Origin of the sequence: Pseudomonas sp. GL-R-26 (genome assembly GCF_019947365.1) — a bacterium.
Taxonomy (GTDB): Bacteria; Pseudomonadota; Gammaproteobacteria; order Pseudomonadales; family Pseudomonadaceae; genus Aquipseudomonas.
Window position 1 is genome coordinate 687,574 of record NZ_JAGYGI010000001.1, and the last position, 17,017, is coordinate 704,590.

Here is a 17,017-nt window from a genome sequence, read left to right on the forward strand (position 1 = left end):
ATGCCTGCCGAAATGTCGTATTCGAACCGGTTGGGACGCGCGTTTCGCTAAAAAAACCTCATGCCGATTCGGCATAGGGTAGGCGTTTACGGCATTAGACGGCGCTTCCTTGCATCGGAATAGTTGCGCCTTTTTTCGCCTGCCAGAGAGCCGCAAACACGCGCTCCGGGGCACCTTATACGGGGGGAAGATGCACTGGACTTTTTCGCCACAAGCGTTCCAGTTCGCGCATCTCCCTGAGTCAAACAACAAGTAAGGGTAAAGATATGAAGAAGGCAAAGCTTAGCCTCGCCTGGCAGATCCTCATCGGTCTGGTATTGGGGATTGCAATCGGTGCGCTGCTCAACCATTTCAGTGCCGAAAAAGCCTGGTGGATCAGCAACGTCCTGCAACCGGCAGGCGATATCTTTATCCGTCTGATCAAGATGATCGTGATCCCGATCGTCATCTCCTCCTTGATCGTCGGCATTGCCGGCGTCGGAGACGCCAAGAAGCTGGGGCGCATCGGCTTCAAGACCATCATCTACTTCGAAATCGTCACCACCATTGCCATCGTGGTCGGTCTGCTGTTGGCCAACCTGTTCCATCCGGGTGCCGGCATCGACATGAGCACCCTGGGCACTGTGGACATTTCCAAGTACCAGGCCACGGCGGCCGAGGTACAGCATGAACACGCGTTCATCGAAACCATCCTCAACCTGATCCCGTCGAACATCTTTGCGGCCATGGTTCGCGGCGAAATGCTGCCGATCATCTTCTTCTCTGTACTGTTCGGTCTCGGTTTGTCGAGCCTGCAGGCGGACCTGCGCGAGCCGCTGGTGAAGATGTTCCAGGGTGTATCGGAAAGCATGTTCAAGGTCACTCACATGATCATGAACTACGCTCCGATCGGCGTGTTCGCACTGATCGCGGTGACTGTGGCCAACTTCGGCTTCGCGTCGCTGATTCCGCTGGCCAAACTGGTGATCCTGGTTTACTTCGCCATCGCCTTCTTCGCTTTCGTGATCCTGGGCCTGATCGCTCGCCTGTTCGGCTTCTCGGTGATCAAGCTGATGCGCATCTTTAAAGATGAACTGGTACTGGCCTACTCCACCGCCAGCTCCGAAACCGTGCTGCCGCGCGTGATCGAGAAGATGGAAGCCTACGGCGCGCCGAAAGCCATTTGCAGCTTCGTGGTGCCGACCGGTTACTCGTTCAACCTCGACGGTTCGACCCTCTACCAAAGCATCGCGGCGATCTTCATTGCCCAGCTGTATGGCATCGACCTGTCGATCAGCCAGCAACTGCTGCTGGTACTGACGTTGATGGTCACCTCCAAAGGCATCGCCGGCGTACCGGGAGTGTCCTTCGTGGTACTGCTGGCCACCCTGGGCAGCGTCGGTATCCCTCTGGAAGGCCTGGCGTTCATCGCCGGTGTCGACCGCGTCATGGACATGGCCCGTACCGCACTGAACGTGATCGGCAACGCCCTGGCTGTTCTGGTTATCGCTCGTTGGGAAGGCATGTACGACGACGCCAAGGGCCAGCGCTACTGGAACTCCCTGCCGCACTGGCGCAGCAAGGAAAAACTGCCGGCGGGTGAAATTTCCAAGAGCTGATGCAATACCCCATGTGGGAGCATCTACCGCACCAGACAAACCCCGGAGAAATCCGGGGTTTGTCGTTTCTGGCCACCCCGCTATCATTCGCGGATCTTTTGGGGGGATTTGACTGATGCTCAATGGCCTGTGGCTTGGCTTCTTCATCGTGGCAGCCGTATCGGCGCTGGCCCAGTGGCTGATTGGCGGCAACGCCGGGATATTCGCGGCGATGGTGGAAAGCATTTTTGCCATGGCCAAGCTGTCGGTCGAAGTCATGGTGCTGCTGTTCGGCACCCTCACCCTCTGGCTGGGTTTTCTGCGCATTGCCGAGAAAGCCGGCATCGTCGAATGGCTGGCCAAGGCCCTGGGGCCACTGTTCTTGCGCCTGATGCCGGAAGTCCCGCCGGGTCATCCGGCCATCGGCCTGATCACCCTGAACTTCGCCGCCAATGGCCTGGGCCTGGACAACGCCGCCACGCCGATCGGCCTCAAGGCCATGAAAGCGCTGCAAGAGCTCAATCCCAGCGCTACCGTCGCCAGCAACGCACAGATCCTGTTCCTGGTGCTCAACGCATCCTCGCTGACCCTGCTGCCGGTGACGATCTTCATGTATCGCGCCCAGCAAGGTGCGCCGGACCCGACACTGGTGTTCCTGCCGATCCTGCTGGCGACCAGTTGCTCTACCATTGTCGGCTTCCTGTCGGTGGCGTTCATGCAGCGCCTGCGCATCTGGGACCCCGTAGTGCTGGCCTACCTGATCCCCGGCGCCCTCGCCCTCGGTGCTTTCATGGCGTTGCTGGCGACCCTATCGGCGACTGCGCTGGCCGGCCTGTCATCGATCCTCGGCAACCTGACGCTGTTTGGCCTGATCATGCTGTTCTTAGTGATCGGCGCGCTGCGCAAAGTGAAGGTCTACGAGGCCTTCGTTGAAGGTGCCAAAGAGGGTTTCGACGTCGCCAAGAACTTGCTGCCCTACCTGGTGGCGATGCTCTGCGCGGTAGGCGTACTGCGTGCGTCCGGGGCGCTGGACTTTGGTCTGGATGGCATTCGCCATCTGGTGGAATGGGCCGGTTGGGACACGCGTTTCGTCGATGCGCTGCCTACGGCAATGGTCAAACCCTTCTCCGGTAGCGCCGCCCGGGCGATGTTGATTGAAACCATGAAGACCTCGGGCGTGGACAGCTTCCCGGCGCTGGTGGCGGCAACGGTCCAGGGCAGTACCGAAACGACGTTCTATGTTCTGGCGGTGTACTTCGGCGCCGTGGGCATCCAGCGTGCACGCCATGCCGTCGGTTGTGCATTGCTGGCCGAGCTTGCCGGTGTGCTGGGTGCGATTGGGGTTTGCTACTGGTTCTTTGGTTGATCGGCCCCTTCCAACGCTTTGAGCGCAGCCTTGCGCTCGCCTGTCGGCAAGGCGCCGAGCTTTTCCACAGAGGCGTAAAATTGGAGCCAGTCGCCATTCTCCTGATGGAACAGCGCGGCAAAAGCCGGCACCCATTGGTCGTACAAGCCAAACGGCAATAGCCGGGCATTGTTCATCGGGGCATAGATCCAGGCGTCGTAGCGTTTGTCGGCGGCCCACTGGCTGTCGCGCAATTGTCGGTATTCGCTGCGCAAGCGCTCGAACTCGGCCACCTTGCGCTGGCGCATTTGTTCAGTTGGCAGCGGCAAGGTGTAAAGCTGTTCCAGTCGGGTGCGGGTCTTGAGCACCAACTCAGTGAACTGGTCGCGCTGACGCGCCTGCGCATTGTTATCCGGTGGCAGGTGGCGGTAGGCGCGCCATTGGCGAGTACCTTCCTGCTCGACGAAGGTGGCGAAGGATTCGTTGAACTCCGTGTCGTCCTTCACATAGAAGCGCTGATGGGCCAGCTCGTGAAAGATCAGCGTGGCCAGTCGCTCATCCCCCCAGCCCATCATCGAACTGATGATCGGGTCGTTGAACCAGCCGAGTGTCGAATAGGCCTCGACGCCGCCTATCGACACGTCCATGCCCTGCAAGCGTTGCAAAGCCGCTGCGCCGCGGGCTGCGCTCTGGCTGTAGTAACCGCGATAGGCCACGCAACCGGCGATGGGGAAGCAGTGGTTTACGGGCTTGAGGGAGAATTCCGGCGTGGCGAATACATTCCAGACGACGAAGGGCCGCCCAATGTCCGCGTACAAGCGGTAACTCTGGTTATCCGGCAGGTGCAATTGCTGGCTGGCGAAAGTTCGGGCCTTTTGCGATTGCTCCAGGTGTGTACGCAGTTTTTGATCGCGCGCCGGGTCGGCAATCACGCTGAAAACCGGCTCCCTGGCCCGCAGCAACTGCAGTTGGCCGCTGGCCAGTTGGCTGTAATAGCTGGCGCTGGTGCAGCCGTTGAGCAACAAAAACAACAGGCTCGGAAACAAAACGCGAAAAACGCGATCAAGTAACCCAGGGCTAGGAAGCGGCCTGATCACAATAATTCTTCCTTGGAGAGTCTTTCCGCAAGACTATCCCGCCTGACTGGAGCTCGCTATGCGCATGTTGATACTGACAGGAGGCCTGCTGATGCTGGCCGGCTGTGCTTTTTTCGGACTACCCCGCCCTGATCCTGCGCAAGCCTGGATCGACCTGGACTCGAAGCAAGAAGATACGAAGCTGCAGGCACTGGAGGTCGATGACAAGGCCACCGACGATAAACGCTATTTCCAGGTCCAGCCCGGTAGCCATGAGCTGACGGTCCGCTACCAATTCACGGTCCAGCCCACCAACATCGGCCCCGACGCCGAGCCGTTGTGGCGCGATTGCCAACTGAGCGTGAAATTCAACGACTTCAACGCGGGCGAGCGTTATCAGCTGCAGGCGGGGAACATCGGCTTTCGGCCTTGGGCGAAACTCTACGATCAACAGCGAAAAGTGATTGGCCAAGGCACGCCTGCGGGCTGTCAACACTCCTGATCGGCGTTATGCTGAATGCATAACCCCTTGGGACATTCATCATGCGCAGGTTGATGCTGTTACTGGCTGCCAGCGTTGTCGCTGGCTGTCAGAGCCCGATGCCGACGGCTAATCCAAAGATGGCCTGGGTCGATTTTTCCACGCCCTTCCCTAACGACAAATTGCTGATGGCCGAGCGTCTGGATAAACAACGCTTGGCCGACGGGCGTTATTTTGAGGTTATGCCCGGCAGCCATGAACTGATCGTCCGCTTCGACTTCGAAGTACCTGGTGGCGGGGGCTTGAACATGATGGGCGGCCCTTCTGAACGCATATGTTACTTGACCATCAACTTCGATCATTTCGAAGCCGGCCAACGTTATGTGCTTGAAGGCCGCTCGATTGCCTTCATTCCTGAAGCCAGGCTATACAACGCCAAGCGGGAGATCGTTGCAGAAGATCGGGAGTCTTACTGCTTGATGTGAGGTGTCAGCGGTCGTTCTTCTGGTAGATGATTTTCCTGGTGCCGTTTTCGCACGAGCCAACGACCATGTTCTGGTCGTGTACCTCGTCGTTGGTGACGATTTCAAGCGTGTAGGAAGTGACGCCGCTGGCCTGAATCTTGGCTTCGATCTCGGCCTTGAGTTCTTCGCAGGGTTTCGGTGCCGCCAAGGCCGAAGTGGCCAGTGCGCAACAGATAACCGCCAAGGCAAAACGTTTCATGGTTGAAGCTCCTTTGAGGCAGCACGCACAATCGTGGGTTTTCGCTGCTGTCATTTATTCGACCACAGTTTTAGCTGGCAAGTCTGTCGCGACACAAAAAAGATCGTAGTCTTGAGCACCTTTTACCGAATGATCCCGGCAGATTGCGCAAGGCTGCGATCTTTTGTTCTCAACGAAAATCTAGCCGACCAACGTTGCCTCCAGGCTGATCTTCGCATTCAGCACTTTGGACACCGGACAGCCCTCTTTGGCCTTGTTGCTGAGTTATTCGAACTGCGCCTTCGTGGTTTTCGCTTGCCAGGGTTGTGAGGATAGACGGCGGGGCAAAGTTCATCTCGTCAGATCAGTCTGCTTTTTTCACGGGATTTTTTACCCGGCTATTGAAACTCGGGTATATGCCCTCATTGCATGAACACGCTTTTGGATTCGGCAGGTTTGCTTTCGCAAGAACAAACCTGCGCCCTCAATTGGAGAAGCAGGTTTATGAAACGACTGTCCGATATCAAGTTCTCGACCCTCGATCTGGTGCCAGTGCGCGAGAACGGCAGCGCGGCCCAGTCGCTACGCAACTCGCTTGACCTGGCGCAGCACGTCGAGAAGTTCGGTTACAACCGCTTCTGGGTGGCTGAGCACCACAACATGGATGGCATCGCCAGTTCCGCGACTTCGGTGCTGCTCGGTTATCTGGCCGGTGGTACGTCGACCATTCGAGTCGGTTCGGGCGGGGTGATGTTGCCCAACCACGCACCGTTGGTGATCGCCGAGCAGTTCGGCACCCTGGAAAGCCTTTATCCGGGCCGGATCGATCTGGGACTGGGGCGTGCCCCCGGTTCCGACCAGATGACCGCACGCGCGCTGCGCCGCGAACGCTCCGGCAGCGCCGACGACTTCCCGGAAGATGTGGCGGAACTGGTGCGCTACCTCGGGCCACGTACCCCGGACCAACGCATCATCGCCATGCCGGGAACCGGGACTAATGTGCCGGTTTGGTTATTGGGATCGAGCCTGTTCAGTGCGCAATTGGCCGGTGAGCGCGGCCTGCCCTACGCCTTCGCCTCGCATTTCGCACCGCGCTACATGCATGAAGCGATTCGGGTCTACCGCAATCACTTCAAGCCGTCAGCCGTTTTGGACAAGCCCTACGTGATGCTCGGCGTGCCATTGGTGGCAGCCGATACTGACGAGCAGGCCGATTACCTGGCGACTTCGGTGTTCCAGCGGATTCTCGCCCTGATGCGTGGCCAAAGCCTGGTACAGCGTCCGCCGGTGAAGACCATGGACGGCCTGTGGCTGCCCCATGAGAAAGATGCCGTGCACGATTTCCTTGGATTGGCCATGATCGGCAGCCCGCAGAAAATCCGCGCCAAACTCGAGGTCCTGATCGAACAGACCCAGGCCGACGAGCTGATTTTCACCTGTGACCTGTACGAACATGCCGATCGCGTGCATTCCTACGAGCTGCTGGCGCAGGTCATGCGGGGCTGATGCTCAAACGACAGGCATGAAAAAGCCGGCGCCACGGCGTCGGCTTTTTCATTCGGGCGAGTATCTGTCTACTTTTTATAGACGATCACTTTGGCGCCCTCTTCGCATTTGCCAACAACTTTCCCGCCGGCAGCGGCACCTTTGTCGACAATCTCCAGCGAATAACCGGAAACGCCCTTGGCATCAAGTTTCGCTGCAATTTCGGCTTTCAGCTCTTCGCATGGTTTGCCGCCCGCCAATGCGCTCCCCGCAAGGCTCAACAAAGCTACTGCCAACATAAACTTCTTCATCGGTTGCATTCCCTGGTCGGATCATAGGGGTAACCAGCCGTCAGCCGGACGCACTCATGGAGTGCTTTGCCATTCCCTATGGCATTCGACCGGCGTGCAAGTTCAGAAGACTAGCCCAAAGTCAGCTGCTGGCAATCCGGAATCCGACTTTCAAGGTCACCTGAAAGTGTGCTGCCTTGCCGTCCCTGATGTGCCCACGGGTCTCGGTCACTTCAAACCATTCCATGTACTTGATGCTTTTGCTGGCTTCGGCCAGCGCGTTATTGATCGCATCTTCGATACTGCTGGTGGACGAGCCGATCAGCTCGACTTTCTTGTAGGTGTGATGGTCAGACATGGCGTTCTCCTCGGCGTGTGAATTACAGACTAGCAGTGATTTTTCCTATTTCTTCTGTTGGCCGTTCCGAGTGTGAAGTTCAGATTTTCTGCACTTTCTCGAACCCATGAAGTCCCAACCAACACACGCCACTCATCACCGATGCAGGAGAGCCACCATGGCCAACACCTCGTTACGCAAAGCCTCATTGCAAAGCATGGAAGCCGAGATCGAGAGTCTGCTCAAGTCTTTGGAAAGCCTGAAGGACGACGCCTCGGACGAGTCGCGTAAAACCCTCAAGACCCTGAAAAGCAACGCCGAGAATGCCTTGAAGCACTCGCGCCATCTGCTTGCCGATGCTTATGAAGAGGTCAAGGTCAAAACCCGCGAAACCGGGATTGCCACCCGGGACTACGCCCAGGACCACCCCTGGACAACAGCTGGTGTCGCCGTGGGCGCATTGGGCCTGCTGGCCGCTTATCTGTTGTGCAAGCGTGATTAATCCGCTCGACGCAGTTCGTTCTTGAGCCACTGCGCCAGCTGCCGGGCGCGCCCGTCCGCGGCGCGCTTGGGTAGCCACAACGCCAGTTGCGCCGGGGTTTCACTGAAGCCCCAAGGCGCAACCAGGCGGCCGGCCTTCAAGTCCTCCGTCACCAAGGGTTCGGGGGCAATCGCCACGCCCAGACCTGCGACAGCGGCTTCCAGCAAGTAATACAAATGTTCAAATCCCTGACCGTACTTCAGCGCCCTGGGGTCGAGCCCGCGTGGTTGCGCCCAGTTCGGCCAGGCTTGCGGGCGTGAGGTGGTGTGCAGCAAGGGTTCGTTCAGCAGCGCGGTTTCCGGCGCTTGCTTGAGCCGTTCATAGCCGACGAACCTAGGGCTCATGACCGGGCCGATACGTTCGCTGGCGAGTTCAAAAACCTGCATGTCCGCCGGCCAGGGTGGCTCGGCAAATACCAGCAAGGCATCGAGCCCCGGTCTTCGCGGATCCAGATCGCCTTCTCCGGCCGACAGGTGCAGGCGCAAGTCCGGCAGGTCGGCATTGAGTCGCCCCAGTCGCGGGATAAACCAGCGCGCCAGCAGGCTTCCCGAGCAACCGAGTACGAATGGCGCATCGGCTGTGCTTTGTGTGAGTTCGGCGCATACGCTGCGCAGACGCTCGAAGGCTTCGCTGCTGGCGTCACGCAGGCGCAACCCGGCATCTGTGAGTTTCAGGCCGCGACCGTCCTTGATGAACAGGCTTACGCCGAGGTGTTCTTCAAGCACCTTGAGCTGCCGGCTGACCGCGCCGTGGGTGACGTGCAGCTGTTCGGCCGCCTGACTGACGCTGTTCAGGCGGGCAGTGGCTTCGAAGGCGCGAAGCGCGTTCAGCGGAGGAAGGTCATGGCTCATTGGATCTGTGAGTTTTCCTGACAGGTTGTGGCGATCTTATCGGTTTTCAGGCCGGGGCGTCAGGGGTAGAGTGAAGCCCACTATCTCTTTATGCATCACTTCACGCATTCAACTGGAGCGCCCCATGACCCAGACTAATCTGCGCAACGGCCCTGATGCCAACGGCCTGTTTGGCGCGTTCGGCGGCCGCTACGTTGCCGAAACCCTGATGCCGTTGATCCTCGACCTGGCCCGTGAATATGAGTTGGCCAAGGAAGATCCTGCATTCAAGGAGGAACTGGCCTACTTCCAGCGTGACTATGTCGGACGTCCAAGCCCACTGTACTTCGCCGAGCGTCTGACCGAGTTCTGCGGCGGCGCGAAGATCTACCTCAAGCGTGAAGAGCTGAACCACACCGGCGCGCACAAGATCAACAACTGCATCGGCCAGATCCTGCTGGCGCGGCGTATGGGCAAGAAGCGCATCATCGCCGAGACCGGCGCTGGCATGCACGGTGTGGCCACTGCCACCGTCGCTGCGCGTTTCGGTCTGGATTGCGTGATTTACATGGGCACCACTGACATCGAGCGTCAGCAGGCCAACGTGTTCCGCATGAAGCTGCTGGGCGCCGAAGTGATCCCGGTGGTAGCCGGTACCGGCACGCTGAAAGACGCGATGAACGAAGCCCTGCGTGACTGGGTGACCAACGTCGACAGCACCTTCTATCTGATCGGCACCGTGGCCGGTCCACATCCTTATCCGGCGATGGTTCGCGACTTCCAGGCCGTGATCGGCAAGGAAACCCGCGAGCAGTTGCAAGCCCAGGAAGGTCGCCTGCCAGACAGCCTGGTGGCGTGCATCGGTGGTGGTTCCAACGCCATGGGCCTGTTCCACCCGTTCCTCGACGACAAGAGTGTCGAGATCATCGGCGTTGAAGCCGCCGGTTACGGCATCGAGACCGGCAAGCATGCGGCCAGCCTGAACGGCGGCGTACCCGGTGTATTGCACGGCAACCGCACCTTCCTGCTACAGGACGACGATGGCCAGATCATCGACGCCCACTCGATCTCCGCTGGCCTGGACTACCCGGGCATCGGCCCGGAACACGCATGGTTGCATGACATCGGCCGTGTTCAGTACACCTCGGTGACCGACGACGAAGCCCTCGCTGCATTCCACCAGTGCTGCCGTCTGGAAGGGATCATCCCTGCCCTGGAAAGCGCCCATGCCCTGGCTGAAGTATTCAAGCGCGCACCGACCCTGCCAAAAGATCACCTGATGGTGGTCAACCTGTCCGGCCGTGGCGATAAAGACATGCAGACCGTGATGCACCACATGGAACAATCAAAGCAGGAGAAACACTGATGAGCCGCCTGCAAACGCGTTTTGCCGAACTCAAGGAACAGAACCGCGCCGCCCTGGTGACCTTCGTGACCGCCGGCGACCCGGGCTATGACACCTCTCTGGCAATCCTCAAGGGCTTGCCTGCGGCTGGTGCCGATGTGATCGAGCTGGGCATGCCCTTCACCGACCCGATGGCTGACGGCCCGGCAATCCAGCTCGCCAACATCCGTGCGTTGGGTGCCAAGCAGAATCTGGCGAAAACCCTGCAAATGGTTCGCGAGTTCCGCCAGGACAACAACGAAACGCCGCTGGTGCTGATGGGTTACTTCAACCCGATTCACATGTACGGCGTACCGCGCTTCATCGCCGAAGCCAAGGAGGCCGGCGTTGACGGTCTGATCGTGGTCGACCTGCCGCCTGAGCATAACGGCGAGCTGTGCGACCCGGCGCAGGCCGCGGGCCTGGACTTCATTCGCCTGACCACGCCAACCACCGACGATGTGCGCTTGCCGACCGTACTTAACGGCAGCTCCGGCTTCGTCTACTACGTCTCGGTGGCCGGTGTGACCGGCGCCGGCGCCGCCACGCTGGAACACGTCGAGGAAGCGGTCGCCCGTCTGCGCCGCCATACCGACCTGCCGATCAGCATCGGTTTCGGTATCCGGACTCCGGAGCAGGCAGCGTCCATCGCGCGTCTGGCCGACGGTGTAGTGGTGGGCTCGGCGTTGATCGATCACATCGCCAATGCCACCTCCCCGGAACAAGCCGTGGATGGCGTGCTGAGCCTGTGCTCGGCATTGGCCGAAGGCGTGCGTAAGGCCCGCGTCAGCTGAAGGTAAAGCTCCGATTCAGAGACTAAACAGCAAAAAGGGCTTCAGGACTGCGTTCTGAAGCCCTTTTTGCTGCGTGACTAAACGCTGTCAACCTTGTGGGAGCGGTATCAAGGCAACTCTATCCCGCCCGATGCCTTGTGCAGTTTGCGCAGGTGTTCACCAATCTGCTTCACGTTGGCCTCGTTGGCGGCCATTTCGGCGGCGCGGCCCGGTTCAAGCAGCGCCCTCACTTCCTTGTCCAGATCCCCGGACAGCGCCAGGAGCTGCTTCTGGCGCTGACTGGTTTCCGCTTCCAGATGCTCCCACTCGCTTGGTTGCGGCAAGCCATAACCGTTGGTGCCCAGCAGTTCCGCCGGCCGGCTGAGGAAGCCACTGTTGGCGAGAATGTCCTTGAGCGTTTCGTTGGCCTTGTCCATGCCGCCATTCTTCAGCTCTCGGGCGCCCAGATAGCGCTGCTTCACTTCATCCTGCGCCAGCAGCAACTGCTGACGGAAGCTGGCCTGTTCCAATAGCAACAACGCCGCGCTGGTGCGCAAGTCAGCCTGCTCGAACCATTGCCGACGTTCCGCGGCTTTCAAGTCGAGCCAGTCTTCGACGGTTTCCTGCTTGATCGGCAAGTGCTTTTTCAGGATTTCGAACATCGCCTGATAGCGCTCGCGGAAGGAGTCGAAACGATAACCCAGGCGCAAGGCTTCTCGTTGATCGTCCAGCACACTGGTGTCCGCCAGTCCGCGGCCCTTCAGTACTTCCAACAAGCCGTTGGGCATGATGTTGTCGAGCCCCACCAATTGCGGGTTATTGGTGCCGCCACGCAGTAATTTCAGCTCTTCCACCGCGCAGTTGTTCGACAGGAAGAAGTAGTTGCCGTCGTAGCTCCAGTGCATCTCTGCGGCACGTCCGACCACGTCTTCAATCTCAGTGCGTGACAGGTTCAGGGGCACAGAGGCCAGGCTGCGCAGTTCGGTCTTGGTGTATTCGTCGATGACCTGGGACAGCGGCAGGATAAACAGCCGTGACGGGTATTTACCCACCAGGCCATCCCAGCTCGACAGCTGTACGTCGCCGACGAAGGCGCGGTACGACAGCACCAGATGCTGGTCCAGATCCAATCGGCAATCCGGTCCGCGTGGTCGGCCCGGCGCACAGATCACCAGGCGCAACATGCTGTGGCCCCAGCGGCTGAACAGATTCTGGTTGGCCTCGGCCAGCAGATAGTCAACGGCATAGACCCGCTCCGGATCGACCTGGCCCAAAGGTGTCTTGGCGAAGTCGTTGCCGGCATTGAGGAACGCGAAGGTCTTGCTGCAGGTGTCTTTGGCTGCAGGCGCCCAGCCGAAATGTTCCTTGTAGTAGCGGTACAGCGCGGGACGGCGGCAGGCGTAGCTCGGGTCGAGGAGGAAATACTCCATGTTGACCGCGACGAACTCCTTCGGACTGCTGGTCTCGTAGATGTCCGGGCTGCGAGCAATCTGGCGATTGTGCTGTTCGCGCTCACCGCGACGGCCTACGTATTGCTGCCAGCCGGCGAGGTCGAGCAGACGCGGATCGTCACTGAGGGTAAAACGCCGATCGGACTGACCCCGGCATTGGTCGGGAATGCCAACCAGCCCTGAGCTGTTGTTGCGCTGGGTGCAGCGCTGAATCAGCTTGCGTTCGGCATCCGGCCACAGGCGTGAGCGATCGTAGATGTGAGTCAACTCGTGCAACACCGTGGCCAGCATTTCCCGGCGCACGGTGCCGTGGGGGCGATGGGTCTTCTTGGTCGCGGCGCTGCCATCGGTGAGACCGGCCAGCAGGTTGCGGTTCAGATCGAGTTCGGACACCAGTGACGCCTGACCGTAGGCATTTCTCGGCATGTCATCGGTCCAGCCGACGTCGATGCGTCGATCGAGTTGCTCGATAAAGCGTGGCGGCAGTGCCTGCATGGCTTCATTGAGCAACGCCTGGCTGGCTTGCTGTTGCGCGGGAGTCAGACCTTCGGTCTTGAGCTGTAATTGAAGGCCTGCGTGGGCCGTGTTGCCGAGCAGCAACAGGGCCCAGGCCAGCAGCCAGGCGCCTGGACGCTTCACAGTGCGAGGATGGCTTCGGCGAGATCCTGGTCACTGGCGTCACGAGCTTCCGGCACACGGGTGCGCAGCAAATCGAAGGCGGATTCCAAGTGAGCGCCACGAATGTCGCCATTGCTGGCAACGAAACTGGCGGCGTCGTCCTGGGCTTCGCGCACGATTTTCGAATCGCGAATGGACGTGGTGGTGTCGGAGGTGAAATCGAGTGTGCGCTGGGTAGCACGGATCAGCATATTACTGGTGGCAACCAGAGTATGTGCCTGGGCCACATCGGCCAACAACAGTAGGCCTAAGGTGGCAGCAATCAGCGGGTTACGCATGGAACGACTCCAGAAAAACAGGGTTAACTATTGGACGAGAATTGCCTGTGCCAGTTCAAGGTCGCTGGCATGAAGTTTTGCCTGGGTTCGGCGCAGATACCGCAGGGCCGACTCCAGTCGTGCGCCTCTCAGTTGGCCGTCGCTGGCAATGAATGCCGCGGCGTCGTCATGGGCAGCGAGCAGCAGTTTATGGTCGAAGGGGGCGGAGGTCACCAAACTTGTGGCGTAACCACTGGCGACGATGCCCTGGGTGGACAGGTTGAAGGCGTCATAAGCGTGGGCCGATCCGCAGTAACCAAGAGTAAGAAAGACTGGAACGATCAAGAAACTTGAAGGGAAATGCATGAGACTCGACAGTTGAATGTGAGTCCCCAGCCTAGCGCAAGGCCCGGTCTAGAGCCAGCGCCGAAACATCGGGGCACGTTAGGCATGCCCCATGTCCATACAGTCGCTTAGATCGTCAGGATCGCCTGCGCCAGTTGTGCGTCGGTTGCGTTCAGCTGTGGCGCCTGGCGGTGGATGTGGTCGATGGCGCTTTCCAGCTTCACGCCGCGGATGGAACCTTCGCTGGCGACGAAGCTGGCAGCGTCGTCACGGGCCGCGAGGACGATCTTGTCATCTTTGAACGACGACGAGACGACATCGGTGGTCGCATCGGATGTGGCTTTGAGCGCGTTGACTACAGCGTCAGTGGTCACGATGAAGCTGGTTGCGCTGGCATTGGCTGCCACGGTAAACAGGGCTGCAGCGCTGAGCAGACGGAGACGGGACATGGGTAACTCCTTTGGGTAAACCAATTGAAAAATGGCGCAGTATCTGCAAAGTCAGACGCCAAGCGCTTGGCGCTCGCCACGTTCTGGCTTGATATTAGGCCTGAGTGTGTCAGTTCGAACAGCCCGTCATGCAAACTGACCGTCAGCGCCAGAACGGTTTATCTAATTCATTGATGCGCTCAGCGTGGCTGATGCCAAGATCCGATAGCTGACGATCATCGAGTTGAGCCAGTAAGCGTCGTGTTCTCGCCCTTTCCAGACTAGCGAAGAGTCCTGATAGCAGAGCTCTAACCCGGTGCAAGCAAGGTCTTGATCGAACTGATGGGGTGGAAACATCCTGTAAAGAATTCATGGCGCGGTCCCTGTCCTGATAAGTGGAGGGCTCCATGCTGACACCGGTCGAATATCTGCTACAGACACACCGCGACGATATTGTACTCGTCCAGTTGGCAGTTTTTGCAAACTGTACTGGTGTTCGTAGCTCCCTACTGTAAAAGCGGATTTGACAGGTCAAAACGACAAAGCCCGTCGTGGTTTCCCACGACGGGCTTTGTTTGTTCAATTCGGGTTGCTGGCGGTGGACCTTAAGGTCAGAGCCAGCGACGCTAACTTAGCGCCAGAACGGCTTGCTCAGCTCTTCGTAGCGTTGTGCTTCGCTAATCCCGGCGTCAGCCAGCAGACGCGAATCCAGACGAGCCAGTTGATGGCGGCTGGTGATGCGGCGCTGCCACAGCATCAGGTTGGCAATAACGCGCAGAGGCAGGGAAGCCTGGGTTTTTGCAGCAGTGTCTTCGAAGAACAGTTCGGAACTGAGTGTACGTTCCATGGTTGACATCCTTCCGCTTATGGCGGGATTAGGTAGTGGTTTAACTGGTGCCCATGATCCTCTCGTTTGCCTAGTCTCTGTAGATACAGTTCATCTGTATTGTGAGGGCTCAGTTAACTGTTTATAGGGGGTGTACTGGTCTAAATTGAGGCAACTGTACCTATCAGCACCATTAAGGTGCAAAAATGCTGTTTTGACTCGGTGGAGTAGGAGTTTTCCCTAAGAAATGACCAGTACAGCAGTACAGTTTTTTTCATATTGCGAAGAGGCAAGAGCAAACTGACGAAACTGTGTTTGCGCCAGCTGCTATCTGTACCAATTACTTCTTCAGCATTTGCCCGGTTTCTTCCAGGTTGATGTGCCAGCTCAGGGCGTCACGCAGGATGTGCGGGGTGTGCCCACCGATGGCGCACGCGGCGGTGAAGTAATCATTCAGCGCCTGGCGGTAATCCGGGTGCACGCACTTGTCGATGATGATCCGGGCGCGCTCCCGGGGCGCGAGGCCGCGCAAGTCTGCCAGGCCCACTTCAGTCACGAGTATGTCGACGTCATGTTCGGTGTGGTCAACATGGCTGACCATCGGCACCACGCTGGAGATCGCACCGCCCTTGGCGATCGACTTGGTCACGAACACGGACAGGTGTGCGTTGCGCGCGAAGTCGCCCGAGCCGCCGATGCCGTTCATCATCCGCGTGCCGCAGACGTGAGTGGAGTTGACGTTGCCGTAGATGTCGAACTCCAGTGCCGTGTTGATGCCGATGATGCCAAGGCGACGCACGACTTCAGGGTGGTTGGAGATCTCCTGTGGGCGCAGGACCAGTTTGTCCTTGTAGCGCTCCAGATTGCCGAACACGTCGGCATTGCGCCGGCTCGACAGGGTGATCGAACTGCCCGAAGCAAAACTCAGCTTGCCCGCATCGATCAGGTCGAAGGTCGAGTCCTGCAGCACCTCGGAATACATCGTCAGGTCTTCGAACGGCGAGTCGATCAGGCCACACATCACCGAGTTGGCGATGGTGCCGATACCGGCTTGTAGCGGGCCGAGCTTGTTGGTCATGCGTCCGGCTGCCACTTCCTGTTTGAAGAAGTCGATCAGGTGGTCGGCAATGGCTTGGGTCTCGGCGTCCGGCGCCAGCACCGTGGAGGGCGAGTCAGCCTGGTTGGTGACCACGATGGCGACGATTTTTTCGGGTGGAATCGGGATGGCGGTGCTGCCAATGCGATCGTCGACCTTGACCAGCGGAATCGGCGTACGGGTCGGACGGTAGGTCGGAATATAGATGTCGTGCAGACCTTCGAGATTCGGGTTGTGCGCCATGTTGATCTCGACGATCACGTGCTTGGCGAAAATCGCGAAGCTGGCCGAGTTGCCGACCGAGGTGGTTGGCACGATATGCCCTTGCTCGGTGATCGCTACGGCTTCAATCACGGCGATGTCCGGCAGCTTCAATTGCTGGTTGCGCAATTGCTCCACGGTTTCCGACAAATGCTGGTCGATGAACATGACTTCACCGGCATTGATCGCCTTGCGCAGGGTGCTGTCGACCTGAAACGGCATGCGTCGCGACAGCACACCGGCTTCGGTCAACTGCTTGTCGAGGTCGTTGCCCAGGCTTGCGCCGGTCATCAGGCTGATCTTCAGCGGCGTGACCTTGGCACGCTCGGCCAGCGCCTGAGGGACGGCCTTGGCTTCGCCGGCGCGAGTAAAGCCACTCATGCCGACGGTCATGCCGTCCTCAATCAGAGCGGCAGCGTCGGCGGCGCTCATCACTTTGTCCAACAACGAAGGCAGGCGAATACGGTCACGGTACATGGATTGTTATCTCGGGCAACAGGTAGCAGGACGTGCAGTCTAGTGAATTACGCCGGCTTCTGTCCCGCTACCAAGGTCGCAATCGAGGCGTCTATTCCGGGCCTTTCAAGCAAAACACCGTTACCGGATCGGTAACAAAAGGATAGTTTGTCCGACGATTTGCGCAAACAAAAACGCCCCGACGAGTCGGGGCGTTCTGTGTGCCGCAGAGGGTTAGTCGACGGCTTTGACCATGTCTTCGATGACCTTCTTAGCGTCGCCGAACACCATCATGGTTTTGTCCAGGTAGAACAGTTCGTTGTCCAGACCGGCGTAGCCACTGGCCATCGAGCGCTTGTTGACGATGATGGTCTTGGCCTTGAACGCTTCGAGGATCG

21 protein-coding genes and 1 pseudogene are annotated in these 17,017 nt (G+C 58.9%); 8 read left to right on the forward strand and 14 right to left on the reverse strand.

The window, feature by feature from the left end:
- The first annotated feature begins 266 nt into the window (after positions 1-266).
- A complete protein-coding gene (gene gltP / locus KGA96_RS03160; protein ID WP_046042662.1) occupies positions 267-1,598 on the forward strand; it encodes a glutamate/aspartate:proton symporter GltP in 1,332 nt (443 codons plus the stop codon).
- A gap of 115 nt (positions 1,599-1,713) precedes the next feature.
- Positions 1,714-2,943 (forward strand): nucleoside recognition domain-containing protein, encoded by a 1,230-nt coding sequence (locus KGA96_RS03165; RefSeq protein WP_046042661.1) that lies wholly within the window; start codon positions 1,714-1,716, stop codon positions 2,941-2,943.
- Here KGA96_RS03165 and KGA96_RS03170 read toward each other — a convergent pair.
- A complete protein-coding gene (locus KGA96_RS03170) occupies positions 2,925-4,019 on the reverse strand; it encodes an aminopeptidase (RefSeq protein ID WP_223511560.1) in 1,095 nt (364 codons plus the stop codon). The genes KGA96_RS03165 and KGA96_RS03170 overlap by 19 nt on opposite strands.
- Positions 4,020-4,077: 58 nt before the next feature.
- Between KGA96_RS03170 and KGA96_RS03175 the strand changes: the two genes are divergently transcribed.
- Both KGA96_RS03175 and KGA96_RS03180 read left to right on the forward strand, forming a co-directional pair.
- On the forward strand, positions 4,078-4,500 hold the full coding sequence (locus tag KGA96_RS03175) for a hypothetical protein (RefSeq protein ID WP_046042659.1): 423 nt from the start codon (positions 4,078-4,080) through the stop codon (positions 4,498-4,500).
- Between the two features lie 41 nt (positions 4,501-4,541).
- On the forward strand, positions 4,542-4,964 hold the full coding sequence (locus tag KGA96_RS03180; RefSeq protein WP_046042658.1) for a hypothetical protein: 423 nt from the start codon (positions 4,542-4,544) through the stop codon (positions 4,962-4,964).
- Between the two features lie 4 nt (positions 4,965-4,968).
- Here the strand turns inward: KGA96_RS03180 and KGA96_RS03185 are convergent, their stop codons facing one another.
- Together KGA96_RS03185 and KGA96_RS03190 are read right to left on the reverse strand one after the other, a co-directional pair.
- On the reverse strand, positions 4,969-5,202 hold the full coding sequence (locus KGA96_RS03185) for a DUF1161 domain-containing protein (RefSeq protein ID WP_046042657.1): 234 nt from the start codon (positions 5,200-5,202) through the stop codon (positions 4,969-4,971).
- Between the two features lie 180 nt (positions 5,203-5,382).
- Positions 5,383-5,466, reverse strand: a pseudogene (locus KGA96_RS03190) (OsmC family peroxiredoxin); the annotation flags it as partial.
- Between the two features lie 219 nt (positions 5,467-5,685).
- On the opposite strand from KGA96_RS03190, the gene KGA96_RS03195 reads away from it, so the two are divergent.
- Positions 5,686-6,687 carry an LLM class flavin-dependent oxidoreductase gene (locus tag KGA96_RS03195; protein ID WP_008045867.1) on the forward strand — a complete coding sequence of 334 codons (1,002 nt, stop codon included), beginning with the start codon at positions 5,686-5,688 and terminating at the stop codon, positions 6,685-6,687.
- Positions 6,688-6,755: 68 nt separating this feature from the next.
- Here KGA96_RS03195 and KGA96_RS03200 read toward each other — a convergent pair whose 3' ends face one another.
- Positions 6,756-6,977 carry a DUF1161 domain-containing protein gene (locus KGA96_RS03200; protein ID WP_046042655.1) on the reverse strand — a complete coding sequence of 74 codons (222 nt, stop codon included), beginning with the start codon at positions 6,975-6,977 and terminating at the stop codon, positions 6,756-6,758.
- A gap of 121 nt (positions 6,978-7,098) precedes the next feature.
- A complete protein-coding gene (locus tag KGA96_RS03205; protein ID WP_008045871.1) occupies positions 7,099-7,314 on the reverse strand; it encodes a dodecin in 216 nt (71 codons plus the stop codon).
- A 157-nt stretch (positions 7,315-7,471) separates the two neighbouring features.
- Here KGA96_RS03205 and KGA96_RS03210 point away from each other — a divergent pair, with 157 nt between their 5' ends.
- The gene (locus tag KGA96_RS03210) at positions 7,472-7,795 is read left to right on the forward strand and encodes a YqjD family protein (RefSeq protein WP_046042653.1); all 324 of its coding nucleotides are present in this window, start codon (positions 7,472-7,474) and stop codon (positions 7,793-7,795) included.
- Here the strand turns inward: KGA96_RS03210 and KGA96_RS03215 are convergent.
- Complete coding sequence (locus KGA96_RS03215) at positions 7,792-8,685, reverse strand: LysR family transcriptional regulator (RefSeq protein ID WP_046042652.1); 894 nt, start codon at positions 8,683-8,685, stop codon at positions 7,792-7,794. The two genes, KGA96_RS03210 and KGA96_RS03215, sit on opposite strands and share 4 nt — an antisense overlap.
- A gap of 124 nt (positions 8,686-8,809) precedes the next feature.
- Between KGA96_RS03215 and trpB the strand changes: the two genes are divergently transcribed.
- Both trpB and trpA read left to right on the forward strand, forming a co-directional pair.
- Positions 8,810-10,030, forward strand: coding sequence for a tryptophan synthase subunit beta (gene trpB / locus KGA96_RS03220; RefSeq protein ID WP_008002146.1), 1,221 nt, complete (start codon positions 8,810-8,812; stop codon positions 10,028-10,030).
- Complete coding sequence (trpA, locus tag KGA96_RS03225; RefSeq protein WP_015092933.1) at positions 10,030-10,842, forward strand: tryptophan synthase subunit alpha; 813 nt, start codon at positions 10,030-10,032, stop codon at positions 10,840-10,842. The genes trpB and trpA overlap by 1 nt, the downstream gene beginning before the upstream one ends.
- A 107-nt stretch (positions 10,843-10,949) precedes the next feature.
- On the opposite strand, the gene KGA96_RS03230 is transcribed toward trpA, so the two are convergent.
- The 8 genes from KGA96_RS03230 to KGA96_RS03265 form a co-directional block, all read right to left on the reverse strand.
- Positions 10,950-12,911 carry a DUF4105 domain-containing protein gene (locus KGA96_RS03230; RefSeq protein ID WP_223511562.1) on the reverse strand — a complete coding sequence of 654 codons (1,962 nt, stop codon included), beginning with the start codon at positions 12,909-12,911 and terminating at the stop codon, positions 10,950-10,952.
- Complete coding sequence (locus KGA96_RS03235) at positions 12,908-13,228, reverse strand: DUF2388 domain-containing protein (RefSeq protein WP_008002141.1); 321 nt, start codon at positions 13,226-13,228, stop codon at positions 12,908-12,910. The genes KGA96_RS03230 and KGA96_RS03235 overlap by 4 nt, the downstream gene beginning before the upstream one ends.
- Positions 13,229-13,255: 27 nt before the next feature.
- Entirely contained in the window at positions 13,256-13,573 is a 318-nt protein-coding gene (locus tag KGA96_RS03240) for a DUF2388 domain-containing protein (RefSeq protein ID WP_046042650.1), read from the reverse strand.
- A 107-nt stretch (positions 13,574-13,680) separates the two neighbouring features.
- On the reverse strand, positions 13,681-14,001 hold the full coding sequence (locus KGA96_RS03245) for a DUF2388 domain-containing protein (RefSeq protein ID WP_223465126.1): 321 nt from the start codon (positions 13,999-14,001) through the stop codon (positions 13,681-13,683).
- A gap of 142 nt (positions 14,002-14,143) precedes the next feature.
- The gene (locus KGA96_RS03250; RefSeq protein WP_080925372.1) at positions 14,144-14,353 is read right to left on the reverse strand and encodes a DUF1127 domain-containing protein; all 210 of its coding nucleotides are present in this window, start codon (positions 14,351-14,353) and stop codon (positions 14,144-14,146) included.
- 258 nt (positions 14,354-14,611) lie between these two features.
- Complete coding sequence (locus KGA96_RS03255) at positions 14,612-14,827, reverse strand: DUF1127 domain-containing protein (protein ID WP_008018491.1); 216 nt, start codon at positions 14,825-14,827, stop codon at positions 14,612-14,614.
- A 319-nt stretch (positions 14,828-15,146) separates the two neighbouring features.
- Positions 15,147-16,640 carry an acetyl-CoA hydrolase/transferase family protein gene (locus KGA96_RS03260; RefSeq protein ID WP_046042648.1) on the reverse strand — a complete coding sequence of 498 codons (1,494 nt, stop codon included), beginning with the start codon at positions 16,638-16,640 and terminating at the stop codon, positions 15,147-15,149.
- A 213-nt stretch (positions 16,641-16,853) separates the two neighbouring features.
- Positions 16,854-17,017, reverse strand: a 164-nt coding sequence (locus tag KGA96_RS03265) for an NAD(P)(+) transhydrogenase (Re/Si-specific) subunit beta (protein WP_223465356.1), incomplete at its 5' end; no start/stop codon positions are given.